13 protein-coding genes are annotated in these 14,416 nt (G+C 49.7%); 2 read left to right on the top strand and 11 right to left on the bottom strand.

Features of this window, described 5'->3' with window-relative positions:
- Positions 1-290 precede the first annotated feature (290 nt).
- The 7 genes from JMI88_RS08085 to JMI88_RS08055 all read right to left on the bottom strand — a co-directional run bounded on the left by JMI88_RS08085 (position 291) and on the right by JMI88_RS08055 (position 6,773).
- Entirely contained in the window at positions 291-1,136 is an 846-nt protein-coding gene (locus JMI88_RS08085) for an aminoglycoside 6-adenylyltransferase (protein ID WP_201361301.1), read from the bottom strand.
- A gap of 236 nt (positions 1,137-1,372) precedes the next feature.
- Positions 1,373-1,591, bottom strand: a complete 219-nt coding sequence (locus tag JMI88_RS08080; RefSeq protein WP_201361300.1) for a hypothetical protein — start codon at positions 1,589-1,591, stop codon at positions 1,373-1,375.
- Between the two features lie 119 nt (positions 1,592-1,710).
- Entirely contained in the window at positions 1,711-2,352 is a 642-nt protein-coding gene (locus JMI88_RS08075; RefSeq protein ID WP_236022862.1) for an RNA polymerase sigma factor, read from the bottom strand.
- A gap of 461 nt (positions 2,353-2,813) precedes the next feature.
- Positions 2,814-3,449, bottom strand: coding sequence for a thiamine phosphate synthase (gene thiE, locus JMI88_RS08070; RefSeq protein ID WP_201361299.1), 636 nt, complete (start codon positions 3,447-3,449; stop codon positions 2,814-2,816).
- Positions 3,446-4,255, bottom strand: coding sequence for a hydroxyethylthiazole kinase (gene thiM, locus JMI88_RS08065; RefSeq protein ID WP_373323800.1), 810 nt, complete (start codon positions 4,253-4,255; stop codon positions 3,446-3,448). Before thiM ends, thiE begins: the two co-directional genes overlap by 4 nt.
- Before the next feature lie 72 nt (positions 4,256-4,327).
- Positions 4,328-5,182, bottom strand: coding sequence for a bifunctional hydroxymethylpyrimidine kinase/phosphomethylpyrimidine kinase (gene thiD, locus JMI88_RS08060; protein WP_201361297.1), 855 nt, complete (start codon positions 5,180-5,182; stop codon positions 4,328-4,330).
- 67 nt (positions 5,183-5,249) lie between these two features.
- Positions 5,250-6,773 (bottom strand): purine-cytosine permease family protein, encoded by a 1,524-nt coding sequence (locus tag JMI88_RS08055; RefSeq protein WP_201361296.1) that lies wholly within the window; start codon positions 6,771-6,773, stop codon positions 5,250-5,252.
- 1,000 nt (positions 6,774-7,773) lie between these two features.
- Between JMI88_RS08055 and JMI88_RS08050 the strand changes: the two genes are divergently transcribed.
- The gene (locus JMI88_RS08050) at positions 7,774-9,681 is read left to right on the top strand and encodes a GxGYxYP domain-containing protein (protein WP_236022861.1); all 1,908 of its coding nucleotides are present in this window, start codon (positions 7,774-7,776) and stop codon (positions 9,679-9,681) included.
- 149 nt (positions 9,682-9,830) lie between these two features.
- Here the strand turns inward: JMI88_RS08050 and JMI88_RS08045 are convergent, their stop codons facing one another.
- Positions 9,831-10,376, bottom strand: a complete 546-nt coding sequence (locus JMI88_RS08045) for a hypothetical protein (protein ID WP_201361294.1) — start codon at positions 10,374-10,376, stop codon at positions 9,831-9,833.
- Between the two features lie 63 nt (positions 10,377-10,439).
- On the bottom strand, positions 10,440-11,321 hold the full coding sequence (locus JMI88_RS08040; RefSeq protein WP_201361293.1) for an SPFH domain-containing protein: 882 nt from the start codon (positions 11,319-11,321) through the stop codon (positions 10,440-10,442).
- 213 nt (positions 11,322-11,534) lie between these two features.
- Between JMI88_RS08040 and JMI88_RS08035 the strand changes: the two genes are divergently transcribed.
- The gene (locus JMI88_RS08035; RefSeq protein WP_201361292.1) at positions 11,535-11,969 is read left to right on the top strand and encodes a TIGR03667 family PPOX class F420-dependent oxidoreductase; all 435 of its coding nucleotides are present in this window, start codon (positions 11,535-11,537) and stop codon (positions 11,967-11,969) included.
- Positions 11,970-12,101: 132 nt separating this feature from the next.
- On the opposite strand, the gene JMI88_RS08030 is transcribed toward JMI88_RS08035, so the two are convergent.
- Together JMI88_RS08030 and JMI88_RS08025 are read right to left on the bottom strand one after the other, a co-directional pair.
- Positions 12,102-13,208, bottom strand: a complete 1,107-nt coding sequence (locus JMI88_RS08030) for a Gfo/Idh/MocA family protein (protein WP_201361291.1) — start codon at positions 13,206-13,208, stop codon at positions 12,102-12,104.
- 27 nt (positions 13,209-13,235) lie between these two features.
- Positions 13,236-14,294, bottom strand: coding sequence for a glycoside hydrolase family 130 protein (locus JMI88_RS08025; RefSeq protein ID WP_201361290.1), 1,059 nt, complete (start codon positions 14,292-14,294; stop codon positions 13,236-13,238).
- Positions 14,295-14,416 lie beyond the last annotated feature (122 nt).

The raw sequence follows: 14,416 nt of genomic DNA, 5'->3' as shown, positions 1-14,416 counted from the left end.
TCTCTTCTTGTTATTATGGTGATTAGAAAATTTATTGAAAAAGCTATCAAAGTCAAATATGGAGAAATACGGCATTCTCAAAATAAGAACGATATACACCCACGGAATTTATATATTGTTTAGGTAGCGCGCGCAAAGGAATAGCTCTAAAGTCCTTTTTCTATGCAGCCCATTGAAGACAAACATGCTAATAATGCTCTTATTGAAGGGAACAAAAGACATGAAAACTACAGGTTTTCTAGCATGTCGAGGAAACAGGAGGATGAATGCAAATACGTCCTGACACTAAATTAAAGCTGTGATTTCAAGAGCGATAGGGTACGATCCGCGACAGCTTGCGGCCACGGCAATGCGTGCTCGGTCGCAATGCATGTGCAAACTTCATAGCCCAGCACAGCAGCTGAGACAAGGCCCTGCCTCAATGCATCTCTACCTATACCGGGGATGCAGGTATCAAGTTGGGCCAGGCGCCGGGCAGAACAGGTTTGTTCAATATTCCAGGCCACGGACGTCTCTTGCCAGCGTTCAAAGGCCTGACTTTCTAAGCGCAGCAATGTCAGCAAATTTTGCATTACCTCAAGATGAAAAGTTTGCCGCGCCAACCACCCCTGTCCGCGCTGCCATTTACTAAAGACCAGGAGCAGAAAATACCAGAAATCTCCCGCTGCCTGCTCAAAAATTGCAGACACATCTACAGCAGGAATCTGCGCCAGCAGATATTGTATGCTGGCCACAATACGGCCCTGGCTCTGGTCATAGAGCACCATATCCTCGCTGTTGCGCGGCCGGTGTAGTAGTTCAGTGATGACCTGCTCAATAACTGAGGCACGATGAAAAGCAAAATCGACGCGTAAAGGCACAGTCTCCGCCTCATAGACGGTCCAGGGATGTCCAACAGCACCTTGATAGGCTAACAGCAGCTCACCAAATTGGGCGGCCCAGCGCTTCCAGTCAATCGAAAAATCCTCAAAAGCTGCATCCTCAATAAAAACAGCCAGATCTAAATCGGACCACATGTCCTCCTGGCTCCGACTACCCGAACCGTAATCTAACACTCCAACTACTCGCGGATCCATCTCAACGGCCGCCAGAATACGCTGGCGCATAAGAGAGCGAGGGTTTGCTTCTTCCATCATACACAAAATAATCTTTCTTTATAGATCAGCAAGGGGTTACTATGCAGGCATCTTCCCGGGTCGTCTCGCCCACACAAGGAAAGGTTCCCAGCAAGCCTGAATAACGCACAAAAAACTGACAAGCCCGGGGAAAGTGGCCGTTAGCTGAAAAAAGGAGAAAGCCATCGGCTTCTTTTAGAATAGAAGTGGACGTGGAAGTGTGAGCAAAAAAAACACAGGTATGTTTACCTGTGTCTCTAAGAAAGCTGATCGTAGGTATCGTCAGCAACCAAAAAGTCGAAATCGTGCCATTGAGACAGAGGCTTGGGCTGGAGCAATACAGATACTGCATTCATAATGCGCGCAACCATATCTTTAGGTGGATTAACTTGAAGTTCAGTAACAAACAGCTCATCCAGCTCAGACTCGTCCAACTCCACATCGGTATTTAAGAAATCTAGCGAAACATTGTTCATAATGCAATTCCCTCTTAATGTTCATCGTTGTAATCGTCTGGTTTTAATACGATAAACATAAGAGGGAAGTTTCAGAATTCCAAGCTTTAGATTAGAAATCTTAAAAATAGCAGAGAAATTTAAGATGCGGAACGCGCAGTCCGTGGCTGCCAATGCTGAGACATCGAAGCTCGCAGGAGTGGGCGCGCTCGCTGGAAATAGGTCTTTGCAGTGGCTTCTGGCATGCTCAACGCCTTACCGATTTCAGCAAAACTTAACTGAGAAGTGTAGCGCAATAGCACAACCATACGGAACTTGGGAGGTAGTGCATCAATAGCTTCACGCAGCTTAGCTTTCAAATCACTGTGCTCAGCCAGCTCATCGGGCAGAGGACCGCCATCAGGAATAACAGCTAATGGAGAAAGGTCTTCTTCATCGTGGGCAGACTCTAATTCAGAAAAGTGAATGGCACGTTTGCGGCGCAATTCATCTAAACTACGATTACGAGCTACCTGAAACAACCAGGCTTTCAGAGGCTCACCAGTACGCAGAGTGGGCATTGAAATATACAGCTGTGTAAAAACTTGCTGAGAAACATCACAGGCAAGATCATAGTCATTTAATAGATGACAGATAAAATTAAATATAGGTGTATTATAGCGACGCACCAACATTTCAAACGATGTTTGATCACCTGCCAGGGTCCGTTTCACCAATGTTCCATCAGAAAATTCTGTATTATGTATATTATTTTTTGTATGTCCCCGAACTTGCATTTTCATCAACCTCACTTTCTTTCGTCTCCAATAGCATAGTTTCTTTGCCCACATAATTCAAGCGTTTTTGGGCTCTATAAGCTCTGCTATAAAGCGGTCTAAGCATAAACTTAAGAAATTAAAGACAACCTTAGCTAAAGCTGAGAATTTTCTAATCTTCTCAGCACTTTAGCCAAGGTTGTCTTTAGTGAGGTTGACTTATCTTTGATTACGAATGGAAACATCATTCCGATGCAACCAGGGTTAGAGAGTGTCTAAAAGTCAGATGTTTCGCGCCTCAAGCTGGGGCAAGCCCAGCACCTACGACACTACGCGCTTATAGCGCTCAAAATGTCTTTTATATGTTGGTGCATCATTCGCGCAAAGCGCGAATGATGCACCAACATATAAAAATGGCTCGGGCGCGTATGCGCCCGCCCGTACGGCGGCGATTGGCTTCCCATGCTGGTAGGCTTCAGGCCACATTCTTAGACTATCAGGGCACGTGCTAATTGGTGGGCGGCCAGATAGACATCTTCAGCATTCACGACAGCGGTAATCACTGCGATCCCGGCCGCGCCAGCCTGCATCACCTCTCCTGCATTCTCAGTCGTAATGCCGCCAATAGCGACCAGAGGAGTGGTATAGCGCTTGCAAATTTCTGCGATCAGGCCAGGACCAACTGGTTCACCGGCATCTGCTTTGCCACGCGTAGCATAAATAGGTCCAATTCCCAGATAGTCTGCGCCAGCCACGATCGCAGCCACAGCCTCTTCCATAGAGCCGGCCGAGATACCCAGGATGCGATTGGGGCCGAGCAATTTGCGGGCCAGGTCGCCCGGCATATCGTCCTGTCCTACATGCACCCCATCGGCATCAACGGCTAAAGCGACATCAACACGATCATTAACGATCAAGAGCACTCCGCGTTCCCTGGTAAGTTCACGTAGCGCGTGTCCTTCTTCAATCAAGGTGCGTGTACTGGACATCTTATCGCGCAATTGAATCACGGTTGCTCCACCATCAATGGCAGCTGAGGCAACTTCTAGCATACTACGTCCACGCGACCACTCACGATCGGTTAAGACATGGAACGCAAGATTAGAAAGCACTTTTCTGTTCATAAAAAACTCACTCTCTGTCGCTCGCGCAGCTGCTCATAACTGAGAGCGGTCACGGCATCCAACAAATGGGAGCGGAAAGTACCGGGTCCACCCGCCTCGATAGCGGCAGCCTCACCGGCCACCCCCATGGCAATAAGTGCCGCGATAGTAGCTGGCCAGGCGTCTGGCTCAACCGCGAGAAAAGCCCCAATCAGACTGGTAGCCATACAGCCACTACCCGTAATTGACGCCAGCAAAGGGTGTCCATTATCAATCTCAGCCGTACGTTCGCCATCCACAATCACATCGCGCGCTCCCGTAATGGCGACGGTACAACCAAAGTGGCTCGACGCGTTACGAGCAATGATCGATGGAGATGCATCAACGGAAATGGCTTCAACACCGCGCGTCTCGCTGGCCACTCCAATCAAAGAGCCAATCTCAGCGGCATTGCCTCTCAATACGGCGATGCGCAACTCCGCCAGTAAGTGTAAGGCATTCTGCGTGCGAAAACGAGTGGCGCCCGCGCCCACTGGATCTAACACGATGGGGATGCCCAGTCTGTTTGCCCGCCTACCAGCTAATAACATCGACTCTATCTGCCCGGTAGTCAATGTACCAATATTCAGGACCAATGCACCAGCCAGGCTAACCATCTCCTCAACTTCTTCAGGAGCATGGGCCATCACTGGCAGCGCCCCGATCGCCAGCGTTATATTGGCGGTATCATTCATTACCACCATATTTGTAATGTGATGGATAAGTGGTTTGCGCTCGCGAATGCGCTCCAACAGGCTGGCCAGCTCTTGCGTCCGTTGTGTACTCATCATCTTTATTCCTTTTATAGTGTTATACATTACAGCAATAGAAAAAAATAGCAATGGGTACCACCTGTGATATTAGTGCGTCTCATCAGTCGTGGCAGGTCCTTCTAGATCACGATCCAACAGCCAGAAGTGATCAACCGGACCATGGCCGTGTCCGATATGCAAAGCGTCGGCCTGCTTGATAGCACCTGTAATATAGCGCTTGGCGCGTACCACAGCCTCTTCAGTGGGCCAGCCGCGTGCGATAAAGGCGGTGATCGCCGCCGAAAACGTACAGCCTGTGCCATGGGTATTCTGTGTCTCCACTCGTTCGGCCCGTAACTCTTTAAAATCCTGGCCGTCGAACAGGATATCTACCGCAGGGCCAGCGCTGTGCCCACCTTTTACTACAACAAAGCGTGGGCCAAGGGCGTGAATCGCCCGCGCCGCCTCGCGCATAGCTGCGATACCTTGTAGTGGACGGCCTACCAACACCTCAGCCTCAGGCAGATTAGGCGTTACCACCTCGGCCCACGGCAACAGTGCCGACCTCAGGGTCTCGATAGCCCGCTCCTGCAATAACCGCTCTCCTCCTTTCGCAACCATGACAGGATCGACCACCAGGCGCAACCGCCAGTGCCTGACCCGCTCAGCCACCACTTGAATAATCTCGGGACTGGATAGCATGCCTGTTTTAGCCGCTCCGGCACCGATATCTTCCATAACAGCATCAATCTGGGCCGCGATCATCTCCAGCGGCACCTCAAAAGCGCTCCGTACGGCCAGCGTATTCTGGGCGGTCAACGCGGTAATGGCCGACGTTCCAAATACACCCAGCGCCGCAAAGGTCTTTAAATCCGCCTGAATGCCTGCGCCACCGCCCGAGTCAGAACCAGCAATCGTCAAAGCCCGTGGAGTTTCGCCACTCGCTCTTTGCAGAGCAGACATATTACGCTCCTTTCCTCTCTACAACATATTTATACAATGCTAAGCCACAATAGCGGAAACGCTACAGCTACTCCGCTGCACGCTCGCGTAAGCGACGAAAATAGCTGCGACCAAACAGATAGTAGAGGAGTCCGCTGACGAGAGCTCCAACCAGGCCGCTGATATCCATACCACCTAACAGATGCGCCAACGGACCCTGCCAGGGCGCAGTCAACCAGGGCAAGGTGGCAGAGCCAATAAATGGGATCGTCACGGAGAAACCAAGCAACCAGGCAACTACAGCACGCCTGAACACGCCTCCTTGATACCAGTAGAAACCAGTACGCCCACGTGTCAACTGATCTACAGCATACGAGCCACGCCTGAATACAAAGAAATCTACCAGTAAGACGGCGGCCCAGGAAGGAACCCAGAGGTAGGTCAGCAAAAGAAAATCGGTATAAAATCCCAGAAAACTGGTGGTCAGTTCGGTATAAGTACGCGCGCGATTGAAATGTGAGAAGAAACCGATGCTATAGACGCATAGCCCACCAACCAGACCACAAATCAGGGCCGACGTCCAGCGACGCAACGGAACATCCATCGCCAGCGCCACCAGGCCAGCAGTATAGACATCAAAGTAGTTGGCCCAGATCTCACCCAGAACCACAAATAGCAGAAAAGGAATCGTCAACCAGGCCGGGCTGGCAGCAGTAATGACGCTAAGCAGATCGGCATTGGATGGATCAATTGTGTAGAGCGCCACCCCCATGATCCCTAATAAGGATACAGGCAAGCCAATACCCAAACCGGTCCACCAGGCGATGCGCCGCGATGAAACGGCATGCGGCAGGTAGCGCGAGTAGTCTGAGGCAAAGGGAATCCAGGAGGCCACCAGGGCATAAATAAAGCTACCTCCAAGGACCATAGCGGCAAAGCGCGGCGAGCCATGCACAGTAGTGGGCAGGTTCCAGTGGATCTTTGGCCATAAGACCATAAACAGAAGAGCGCAAAAAGCCATAAAGACGATGGCCCCATATTTCTCAAAAACATGGACCGTTTGATGCCCGTAAATCGCCACCACCACCGACGCTACCAATACCAGGGTAATGGCCCCCATAGCTACCTCCGTGGTTTTAGGGACGCCAAAAATACCCAGCAACTGCACCAGCGCCCAGCCTCCGATAATACAATCGACGGCAAACCAGCCAATCGCCATCAACCAGGTCAGCGCCGCGCCCAGATAAGCGCCGCGATGTCCATAGACAGCACGCGCAAAAATCATTTGCGGCGTACCAGTTCGCGCTCCCGTCGCGCTCACAAGACCATGTATAAGCGCCGCCAGGGCCGCCCCAATCATGATCGCCACCCCACTATCAATTAACCCCAACTGTCCACGGCTGACGCCGATAGCCACTGGAGCGCCAATGACCAGTGCTCCAGTCAACAGAGAAACATAATTAGACATGGCTCCGGCCCAGACCAGGGTCAGTTCACGCGGCGAACCATGCCGCGCAGCATCTGGAACCGGCTCCATCCCGCGACGCTCCACCTTAAGGAACTCATCAGCGGCCGTGAGTTGCTCATCAGTAACTTTTACCTCTTCAGACATGTCAGAACACCTTTCAGCTCAGGCATAGGTCTCGCAAGGCAAATGTGACAACAAAATAGCACCAGCTACCAGCCAGTGCCATTAGAGATTGCTTGTCAGGCAAATGTCACTTCCTACGCTGGCATTATCCAGATCAGGTTCGGTCGACAACGAATAAAGGTTGTCCTCTCAGCCTGGCTTCCCCAAGCTCCCGCACAAACAAATATATGATAGTATCAACGAGTCGATACTACTAGTTTTCTATACTATACCCCACAAAAGCGATACTTGCCAGTCTCAACCGCTTCCTGGGCTCTGAATGGAGTTGGTTCCATTATATGGCAATGCCGATGCAATCACGGCTCTTCCGCGTTTTTGGTGAACCATATTCAAAACTTGTTTCCATTTTTAACGGGTAAAGAACACGGCCTGGCATACGCGAAATCAGGCAGGAAATCTATGTTTTTTAGCTTATTCTGCCTTTAAGCTAATTGACGGAATAGTCAGAATAGTCATAGCATGTTTTTTTAATGCGCAAATGAATTGACAAATTTGTCTATACCATGGTAGCATTTGTATAGACAAAACTCTTCTCATATAGAGTACTCTATTTGCTACATATTGTGCCTTGATGGAGGGAACCTTTTCATCTCTCTGACGAGATTGAAGGAAAGGCACAGCAGTAGCAAAAGAATCATGTATCTTTTATCCCTCCCCACCTCCAGCAGCCCTAATAGCGTGCCATGGCGCTGGTATGCTGCTCCATTTGTGACTGCTGATTCGGTTTAGCCTTAGGAATATGTAGGATGATCATACGCTTGTAAGTAAGGGAAGGATCCTTATGTTGAAAGCAATCCTAAGACCGCTGTTCTCTAGGTTTTCCATCGTAGTATGTCTACTTATTCTTTTCACGGGATTTTCAGGATTTCGTGACGTTCCTTCATCGCATGCAGCGAGCAATACCATACATTCAGAAAATAATCTCAATGCTGATGGAGTTAATTGGCCTCAGACTCAGGCCTTGCCAAGATTCGCCGAACCACACAGCCTGGATGTAGTGGATCTACAGAAGGCTCCCGGTGATATGCACCTGATGATGTCGACGCTGCAAGGCATTGTCAACCGAGGACGACCGAGTATCTATTTAATTGAGCCAAATCACGACGAGGGACCCTATACATGGTTGAATGATGCTCATATCCCCTACCAGATCAAAGATCCCTGGACAGTCGTCAATCAATACTACCAGGAAGCCAGGGGCGTTATTATTTATGACCCTAATCTCCTGGACACGACAAATGTGGCTACGACTGAAGCTGGCCTTCAAAATGGTCTTGCGGTGAGTCCAACCCTGGCCCAAAAGTTGACAGCTGCTCCATATAATTTACCTGTTCTGGATGATTTACGTGGCAAATTTCCCAATTCACTGGCTGCTTATACCTGGGAATTCCAGCATCTCTGGCCTCAGACAACGCATCGCATGCTGATCGGACTAAGGCCGAGTACGAGTGTGCCGGTACCTTCTGATAACTGGAAAGACTTCCAGACGGTTTTACAAGAAAATCAGCAAGTTCGCGATGCCTCGAATCGCTCTACCTATACAATTGACCTATCCAGCTATCTGGGCAACGATGCAGTCTACCTACGCTTCCAGGATGCATTCCCCCAGGACGGCTGGGGCCCTTCGGTTCACGAGGTCACGGTAAAAGCAGACGGAAATGTCATCGCCCAGTTTACCGGATGTAGCCAGCAAGAGGAGCAATATATCTTTGATCATGGTAATTCCTCTTGTGATTTCAATCCATCTAACCCCCATCGTTTTGCCGATGGCTCTAACTACTTCGTGTACCGTTTCGCGCCACCAGCTAACACCAAGCAGTTGACTGTTTCAGTAGATATGTGGAATGAGTACCTGATTTCAGCATCGAAAGTTGCTCCACAGGCTTCTTCGGACGATCAAACACCATTCGGCTACTTAAGAGACTATGCGGTAGCCAACCATGCTTTTGTTTTCTGGCTGAGTGCTCAGAAACCCGACGAGGTTGCTCTGTTCAATCAGATCCTCTCTGCTGTGAAACCTGGTACACCGTACCTGGGATGGTTTGATAGTGAGCCTGACGGCGTAAGCATGACCTCTAAGCACGGCGTGTATGTTCTGGCTGCCGACTGGTTCTCTAATTTGACGGTCTGGTCTGGGGTGAATGCACCATCGCAAAAGATCAAAACTATCGCAGCTCCGCCGCTGCAAAACAAGGTGTATGTAACGTTTGTCGTAAGCGATGGTGACAACTTGCAGTATGACGAACATTATATGCGTGCGCTCTGGGACAACCCGGATAGAGGGAAAGTACCATTGAACTGGTCTATCTCTCCCCTGTTACCCGATGCTGCTCCGTTCTTCTTAAACCATTATCAGACCACAGCCAGTAGCAATGATTTGCTGGTCGCAGCTCCGTCGGGAGCCGGATACTTCTATCCTTCATCGTGGCCATCAGATAATCTCAACACGTACTTGCAGCAATCAAATACATACCTAGGCAAGATGGGAACAGACATTATCTATGCCATCGACCCAAACTCTACACTGCCACCTTCGGTAGCGCAGGCTTACAGTCAGATGGGCCTGAATGGCATGTTCCTCAACAATTACAATCAGAGTGCCCTGACGATTGCTAATGGAAACTTGCCAGTATCAACGCAATTGAATGCTGCTAACGGGGCTGAAATTGTGAATGCGATCAATCAAGAAACGGCCCAATGGGACGGAAAATCACCAATGTTTATTAGTGTTTTGTTGATTGCCTGGAACAGTACGGCATCCGATGCTGTCTACGTGGCCCAGCATCTCAATTCCAATTATTCCATAGTGCGTGGCGATCAGTTCTTTCAGCTTGCCCGCGAAGCGAACAATCTTCCAGTAAAGCATTAATGCTGGTAGTCAAATGAACATATTCGAAGCCCCCAGCGAGCCGGATTGCTCTGGCTCGTTGGGGGCTTTTTCCAGATACACCGCTTTGTAAACAGCCTCACTACTGCCATCATGGATAGGGTGGACGGATTAAGCTCTAAGCTGTGCTATCAAAGCTGTAATAGCAAGAAGCGCTCCCGCTCCGTCACTGAACGGGCCAATTGTTGTGTCATCTGGTGCAATATACTGCTCTGATTCGACCAATCCTCAGGAGTCATGCGTGAGACATATTGATATATTTGCTCGCTGTCACGCACAAGTAACAGATCGAAGTTGAGTAACTGCATCAAAAGGGCTTGCTCCTGCCGGAAACGCCACCATATACGATCCTGAGACGGGACCGACATCCCGCGAATGCTGGATTCTACTTTAGCAAGTGCCTGTTGGGCTGCCTCAAGTGCTCGTAATTGCGCCATAGCTTCCTGGGGTGGATCAGGATTGGCTCGCGTCAGAGGAGGGATAAAGCGTATATGATATTCACTACGTAACTGCGCGAGCGTAGATACTGCTTGCGAAAGATAGTAGGAGGCACGCTCGCGCACAAGTAAATCATCCGCGCGTGCTTGATCGGTCTTGTTGTAGAAATTATAACCATAGCCGGTAAGCAACAATTGTAATTGCTGTACGAGCGCGTTGTTGGATGGTTGTGAACTCATCTTGATTTCTCCCGGAAATGGGCAAGTTTATATTACCCATTTCCTTTGATCATGATCATTGCTTTAGCGAGGTGGCTGTGCCGGTGGGCGCGGAGGTGTGGGCGCTGGAGCCTTTGAAGAATTGGTTTCTGTATAATGGTCAGCGTTCATGGTTGGCTGTATACCATTAACATTGAAGGGCTGACCAATTGCCATATTGGGGGCCGAGATGATACCTTTTTCCGCCATCAACATCGCGGTATAGTAACGTACCGCCTCTATTTCACTCAGCCCAAAAGCTTTGAGCGAAATGAGCGCCTTCATGCGCTCATCGCGCGGGAACACCAGGACTTTGACCGTATTAAGCGCGATTCCATAGGTGGCCAGAAATTGTTGCAGGTGCTGAAATACAATCTGCGAAAGATCATGAATCTTTTCATTGACAGATTCCAGAGGAGTGATCTGTACAATCTGGTTCACAGCTTGTTCAATAACAGGTCCCGCGTAAGCATTTATCTCTTGCGTTGTCAATGCGTGTCCCCGGTAGGGCATGTGTTGGACAAGTTGCACCGCGGCCTCGCGCGTCTCAACGTGAATATAGTAATCCACGCTGTAAACCATCTCGGCCATTTCTCGTGAGAGAGCCATGCCACCTGTTTTTAACACGAGCTTGGCACGATTAATATAGAGTGCCTCATACTGCCATGGGCTCTGCCCACCATAGAAGGCCTGTTGCATAGAGCCGAAAAGAGGACGATCAGGTGTCTGGATAGTATATTGCCCCGTTTCGTAGACATTAAGAATAGCTCCACGTGACTTGAGAACGCAAAAATGGTTGCTCTCTACTGTCAGCAGCGAACCATTCATAATACCATTGTGGGGATAGTGCCAGAGGAGAACTTCTGGTCCCATCATTTCTTCGCCATTTTCGGTCAACGTTGAAATCACGTTACGGATGCCAGTCATAAATAACCTCCTATTACCTCAGACGAGCCCGATGCATTTCTGAGGATGTACAATAAGTGTCCTTACTCGCGATATTGTATCAGAAATGGTTAATTTACTTTCCCCCCATTATTGTAACATCGTATCGTCTCCAGGCATATGAAACTAATCACAATTTTTAACGTAGCTAGAAGAAGATGGAAATGTGAGAAGAATAATGAAAGGAAGATAAGCATGACATTTCAATTGCCAGACCCATCAACGCCGTTTGGGAAACGAGTCGCTCGGCGGCTGCAGGAGGAACATTTGATTTGGCTGACGACAGTTGATGTGAAGGACACGCCACAGCCAACACCCGTCTGGTTTTTGTGGGATGCAGCCACTTCGACGATACTTATCTACAGCCAGACACACGCCAAACGTTTGGAACACTTACAACATAATCCGCATGTTGCACTCAACTTTGATGGCAATGGGATGGGAGGCGATATCATCGTGATTACTGGCGAGGCCCGGGTAAGTAGCACTGATCTACCTGCGGATCAGCACCAGGTCTACGTAGAAAAATATCGCGAGCTCATCGCTCAGCTTTTCGGAACCCCAGAACACTTTGCCTCGCTCTATTCGGTTGCTCTGCGTATCTCACCTCAGTCAATTCGTGGTCATTAAAAAAGCTCGCAAACACGGTTCGATGTTTGCTGGTCCGCTCAACTCAACATAGCCAGCATAATAGGGAAATTTTTAAAATGCCTCACTCTGGTAGTACGCCAGAGTGAGGCATTCTTTTTTGAGTTAAGCGGACTAGCAAATATCGAGGCTGCATCCATCATCAATGGAACGTTGAGCCAGGAATGCCAGGCGAAAACTCTCATATGCATCTTGCAATGTGACGAGGGGCGTGTAATCATGCTGTTGGATCTGCATCACAAAATCAGCCATACCACGCCTGACCGCTTCCACATAGTCCGCATTGCGATCCGCGCGATCAAGCGTTGCCTGCACCAGATGACCAGCAGTCGCGCCGGTAATCCCAACAGGGGCAGGTACATCACGTACCGTCAAGGGCACGCCGAGCAAGGACTCAAGCTGACTATACTGCTCAGTTGGTAGAGTACCCTCCAGCTCAAGATGGTCAGGAATCCAGCCAGTAACGATAATTGAGCCGCGCTCCAGCACAACGCGCAGGGTAGTTTGCTCAAGGATCGCGGGACGATCAAAGGCATGATAAAAGTTAGCAAGCGTACCATTAGCATAGGTAACCGCTGCCATCACACGATCCTGGCGGTCATTAGGTCCACGGTGAGCGGCACCTGATACGTGGACAGGATGTGTACCACTAATCTGGTTACAGAGATCAAAGAAATGAACTCCGTGTTCGATGAAAATACCGCCGCTATACGAGCGCTGCCAGAACCAGTGCTGATCGTGCAGCGCCTCGTTTGAGGCCACATTTTCCAACCGCATATAGGTTACAGTTCCGAGCAAACCGCTGTTCGTCACCTTCAGCAGCGTCTCGTAGACAGGAACATGGCGCAACACATAATCGATGGTGAGATGCGCCTGTCGCTCTTTGAGCTTCGCCAGCAAGATATCGGCATCATCCAGCGCTGTAGCCAGTGGCTTTTCTAGAAAAATATGTTTTCCAGCATCCGCCGCAGCCATCGCCTGTGAAGCATGTAGCCAGGGAGGAGTATTGATAACAACAATATCCACTTCGGGGTCGGCCAGCAACGCTGTCAGATCCGCATATGCACGCGCATGATAACGCTCAGCGGCGCTTTCACGTCGTGCGGCATCAACATCAGTAATAGCCACAATGCGTACCTGTGGCATTTGAGCGTAAACTTGCGCGGTAAACTCGCCAAACCCACCATAGCCAACAATACCCAGACCAGGTTGTTTTTTCATTGGGGACTCCCTTTCACTGTGTATTTTCTACTTCAGAGTGCGCAAGATCTCATTGATCGAGAGCGTAGCGCCGCAAACGACCAGGTCAGAAGCTCCATAGTAAACAGTGATCTGGTCGCCATCCTCAACGATACCGTTAGTGAAGATGACGCTCCCAAAGAAACCATTGGTCTCATATTCGGTTAACGGCTCCATGATCGGTTCCTCGGAACGCGCCAGCACTTTAGTCGGATCGTTTAGATCAAGCAGCACGGCACCCAGGCAATAGCGATTATGCTCATCGGCGCCATGATAAATCTCTAACCAACCTTCAGGAGTGCGTGTGGGGGCAGCCCCGCAACCAATACGGGCGGAGTCCCACTTGCCAGGGCGAGTGCGCACAATACACTTGTGATTGCCCCAATGTATCATATCCGGCGACTCAGCCAGCCAGATGTAATTACCACCCAGGCCACCAGGCGCCATTGAAGGACGATGCAACGCGTAATACTTGCCATTGATGCGTTCGCTAAAAGGTGTGCAATCCTTATTATTAGGAGAGATGATCATGCCATGGCGCTCAAAGTGCTGCCAATCGCGAGTGCTGACCAGGCCAACACCATAACCATCAGCCGAAACAGAGGTAAAAGTCAGATAGTAGACATCACCGATCTGCGTCACACGAGAATCCTCAATGCCAAAGGTTTCCAACGGACCCTCGCCAAGCAGAGTAGGCTCCTCTTCCACCTGGAAATGCACGCCATCTGTGCTTGAGGCCAGGCGCAGATGTGACAGTGTGGTCAGATAGGTATCGCCTCGATACGTGAAGCTACGAGGATCGGACTCGTACTCCAATTCTGGATCTCCCTTCTTACAGGAGAGAATACGTAATCCCTTAGGTGCAGTTGGATCAAGTACCAGGGCACTTACAGTGTCATCATTCTGCTCAGGACGCTCAGCAACACGCAGCAATAAATAGGTCTTACCTTGATACCTGAAGGCTCCCGGGTTCAGTAGACACTCAACAACCAGGCCATCTATACTAGGCTTTACATCGCGTGGATGTAATAAAGGATTGTTTCCAAATCTTTTGGCGATATCAGCCATCACAAATACTCCTTAAATAACAGTTCTCGTTCTGCGCCCCTGATAAGGACAACGCTGTGATTGAGGCTATGAGAGCACTGACAGACTGGCAGGAAAATCAGTGCTCTCATAGCCTCAATAGT

It is taken from the genome of Dictyobacter formicarum (assembly GCF_016587435.1).
Note: the sequence above shows the minus strand (reverse complement) of the source record. Positions and strands in the feature narration are given on the sequence as shown.

Coding starts and splice junctions, on each gene's coding strand:
- JMI88_RS08085 (WP_201361301.1), bottom strand. CDS start 1,136: ATGATGGAAGAAGCAAACCCTCGCTCTCTTATGCGCCAGCGTATTCTG.
- JMI88_RS08080 (WP_201361300.1), bottom strand. CDS start 1,591: ATGAACAATGTTTCGCTAGATTTCTTAAATACCGATGTGGAGTTGGAC.
- JMI88_RS08075 (WP_236022862.1), bottom strand. CDS start 2,352: ATGAAAATGCAAGTTCGGGGACATACAAAAAATAATATACATAATACA.
- thiE (WP_201361299.1), bottom strand. CDS start 3,449: ATGAACAGAAAAGTGCTTTCTAATCTTGCGTTCCATGTCTTAACCGAT.
- thiM (WP_373323800.1), bottom strand. CDS start 4,255: ATGAGTACACAACGGACGCAAGAGCTGGCCAGCCTGTTGGAGCGCATT.
- thiD (WP_201361297.1), bottom strand. CDS start 5,182: ATGTCTGCTCTGCAAAGAGCGAGTGGCGAAACTCCACGGGCTTTGACG.
- JMI88_RS08055 (WP_201361296.1), bottom strand. CDS start 6,773: ATGTCTGAAGAGGTAAAAGTTACTGATGAGCAACTCACGGCCGCTGAT.
- JMI88_RS08045 (WP_201361294.1), bottom strand. CDS start 10,376: ATGAGTTCACAACCATCCAACAACGCGCTCGTACAGCAATTACAATTG.
- JMI88_RS08040 (WP_201361293.1), bottom strand. CDS start 11,321: ATGACTGGCATCCGTAACGTGATTTCAACGTTGACCGAAAATGGCGAA.
- JMI88_RS08035 (WP_201361292.1), top strand. CDS start 11,535: ATGACATTTCAATTGCCAGACCCATCAACGCCGTTTGGGAAACGAGTC.
- JMI88_RS08030 (WP_201361291.1), bottom strand. CDS start 13,208: ATGAAAAAACAACCTGGTCTGGGTATTGTTGGCTATGGTGGGTTTGGC.
- JMI88_RS08025 (WP_201361290.1), bottom strand. CDS start 14,294: ATGGCTGATATCGCCAAAAGATTTGGAAACAATCCTTTATTACATCCA.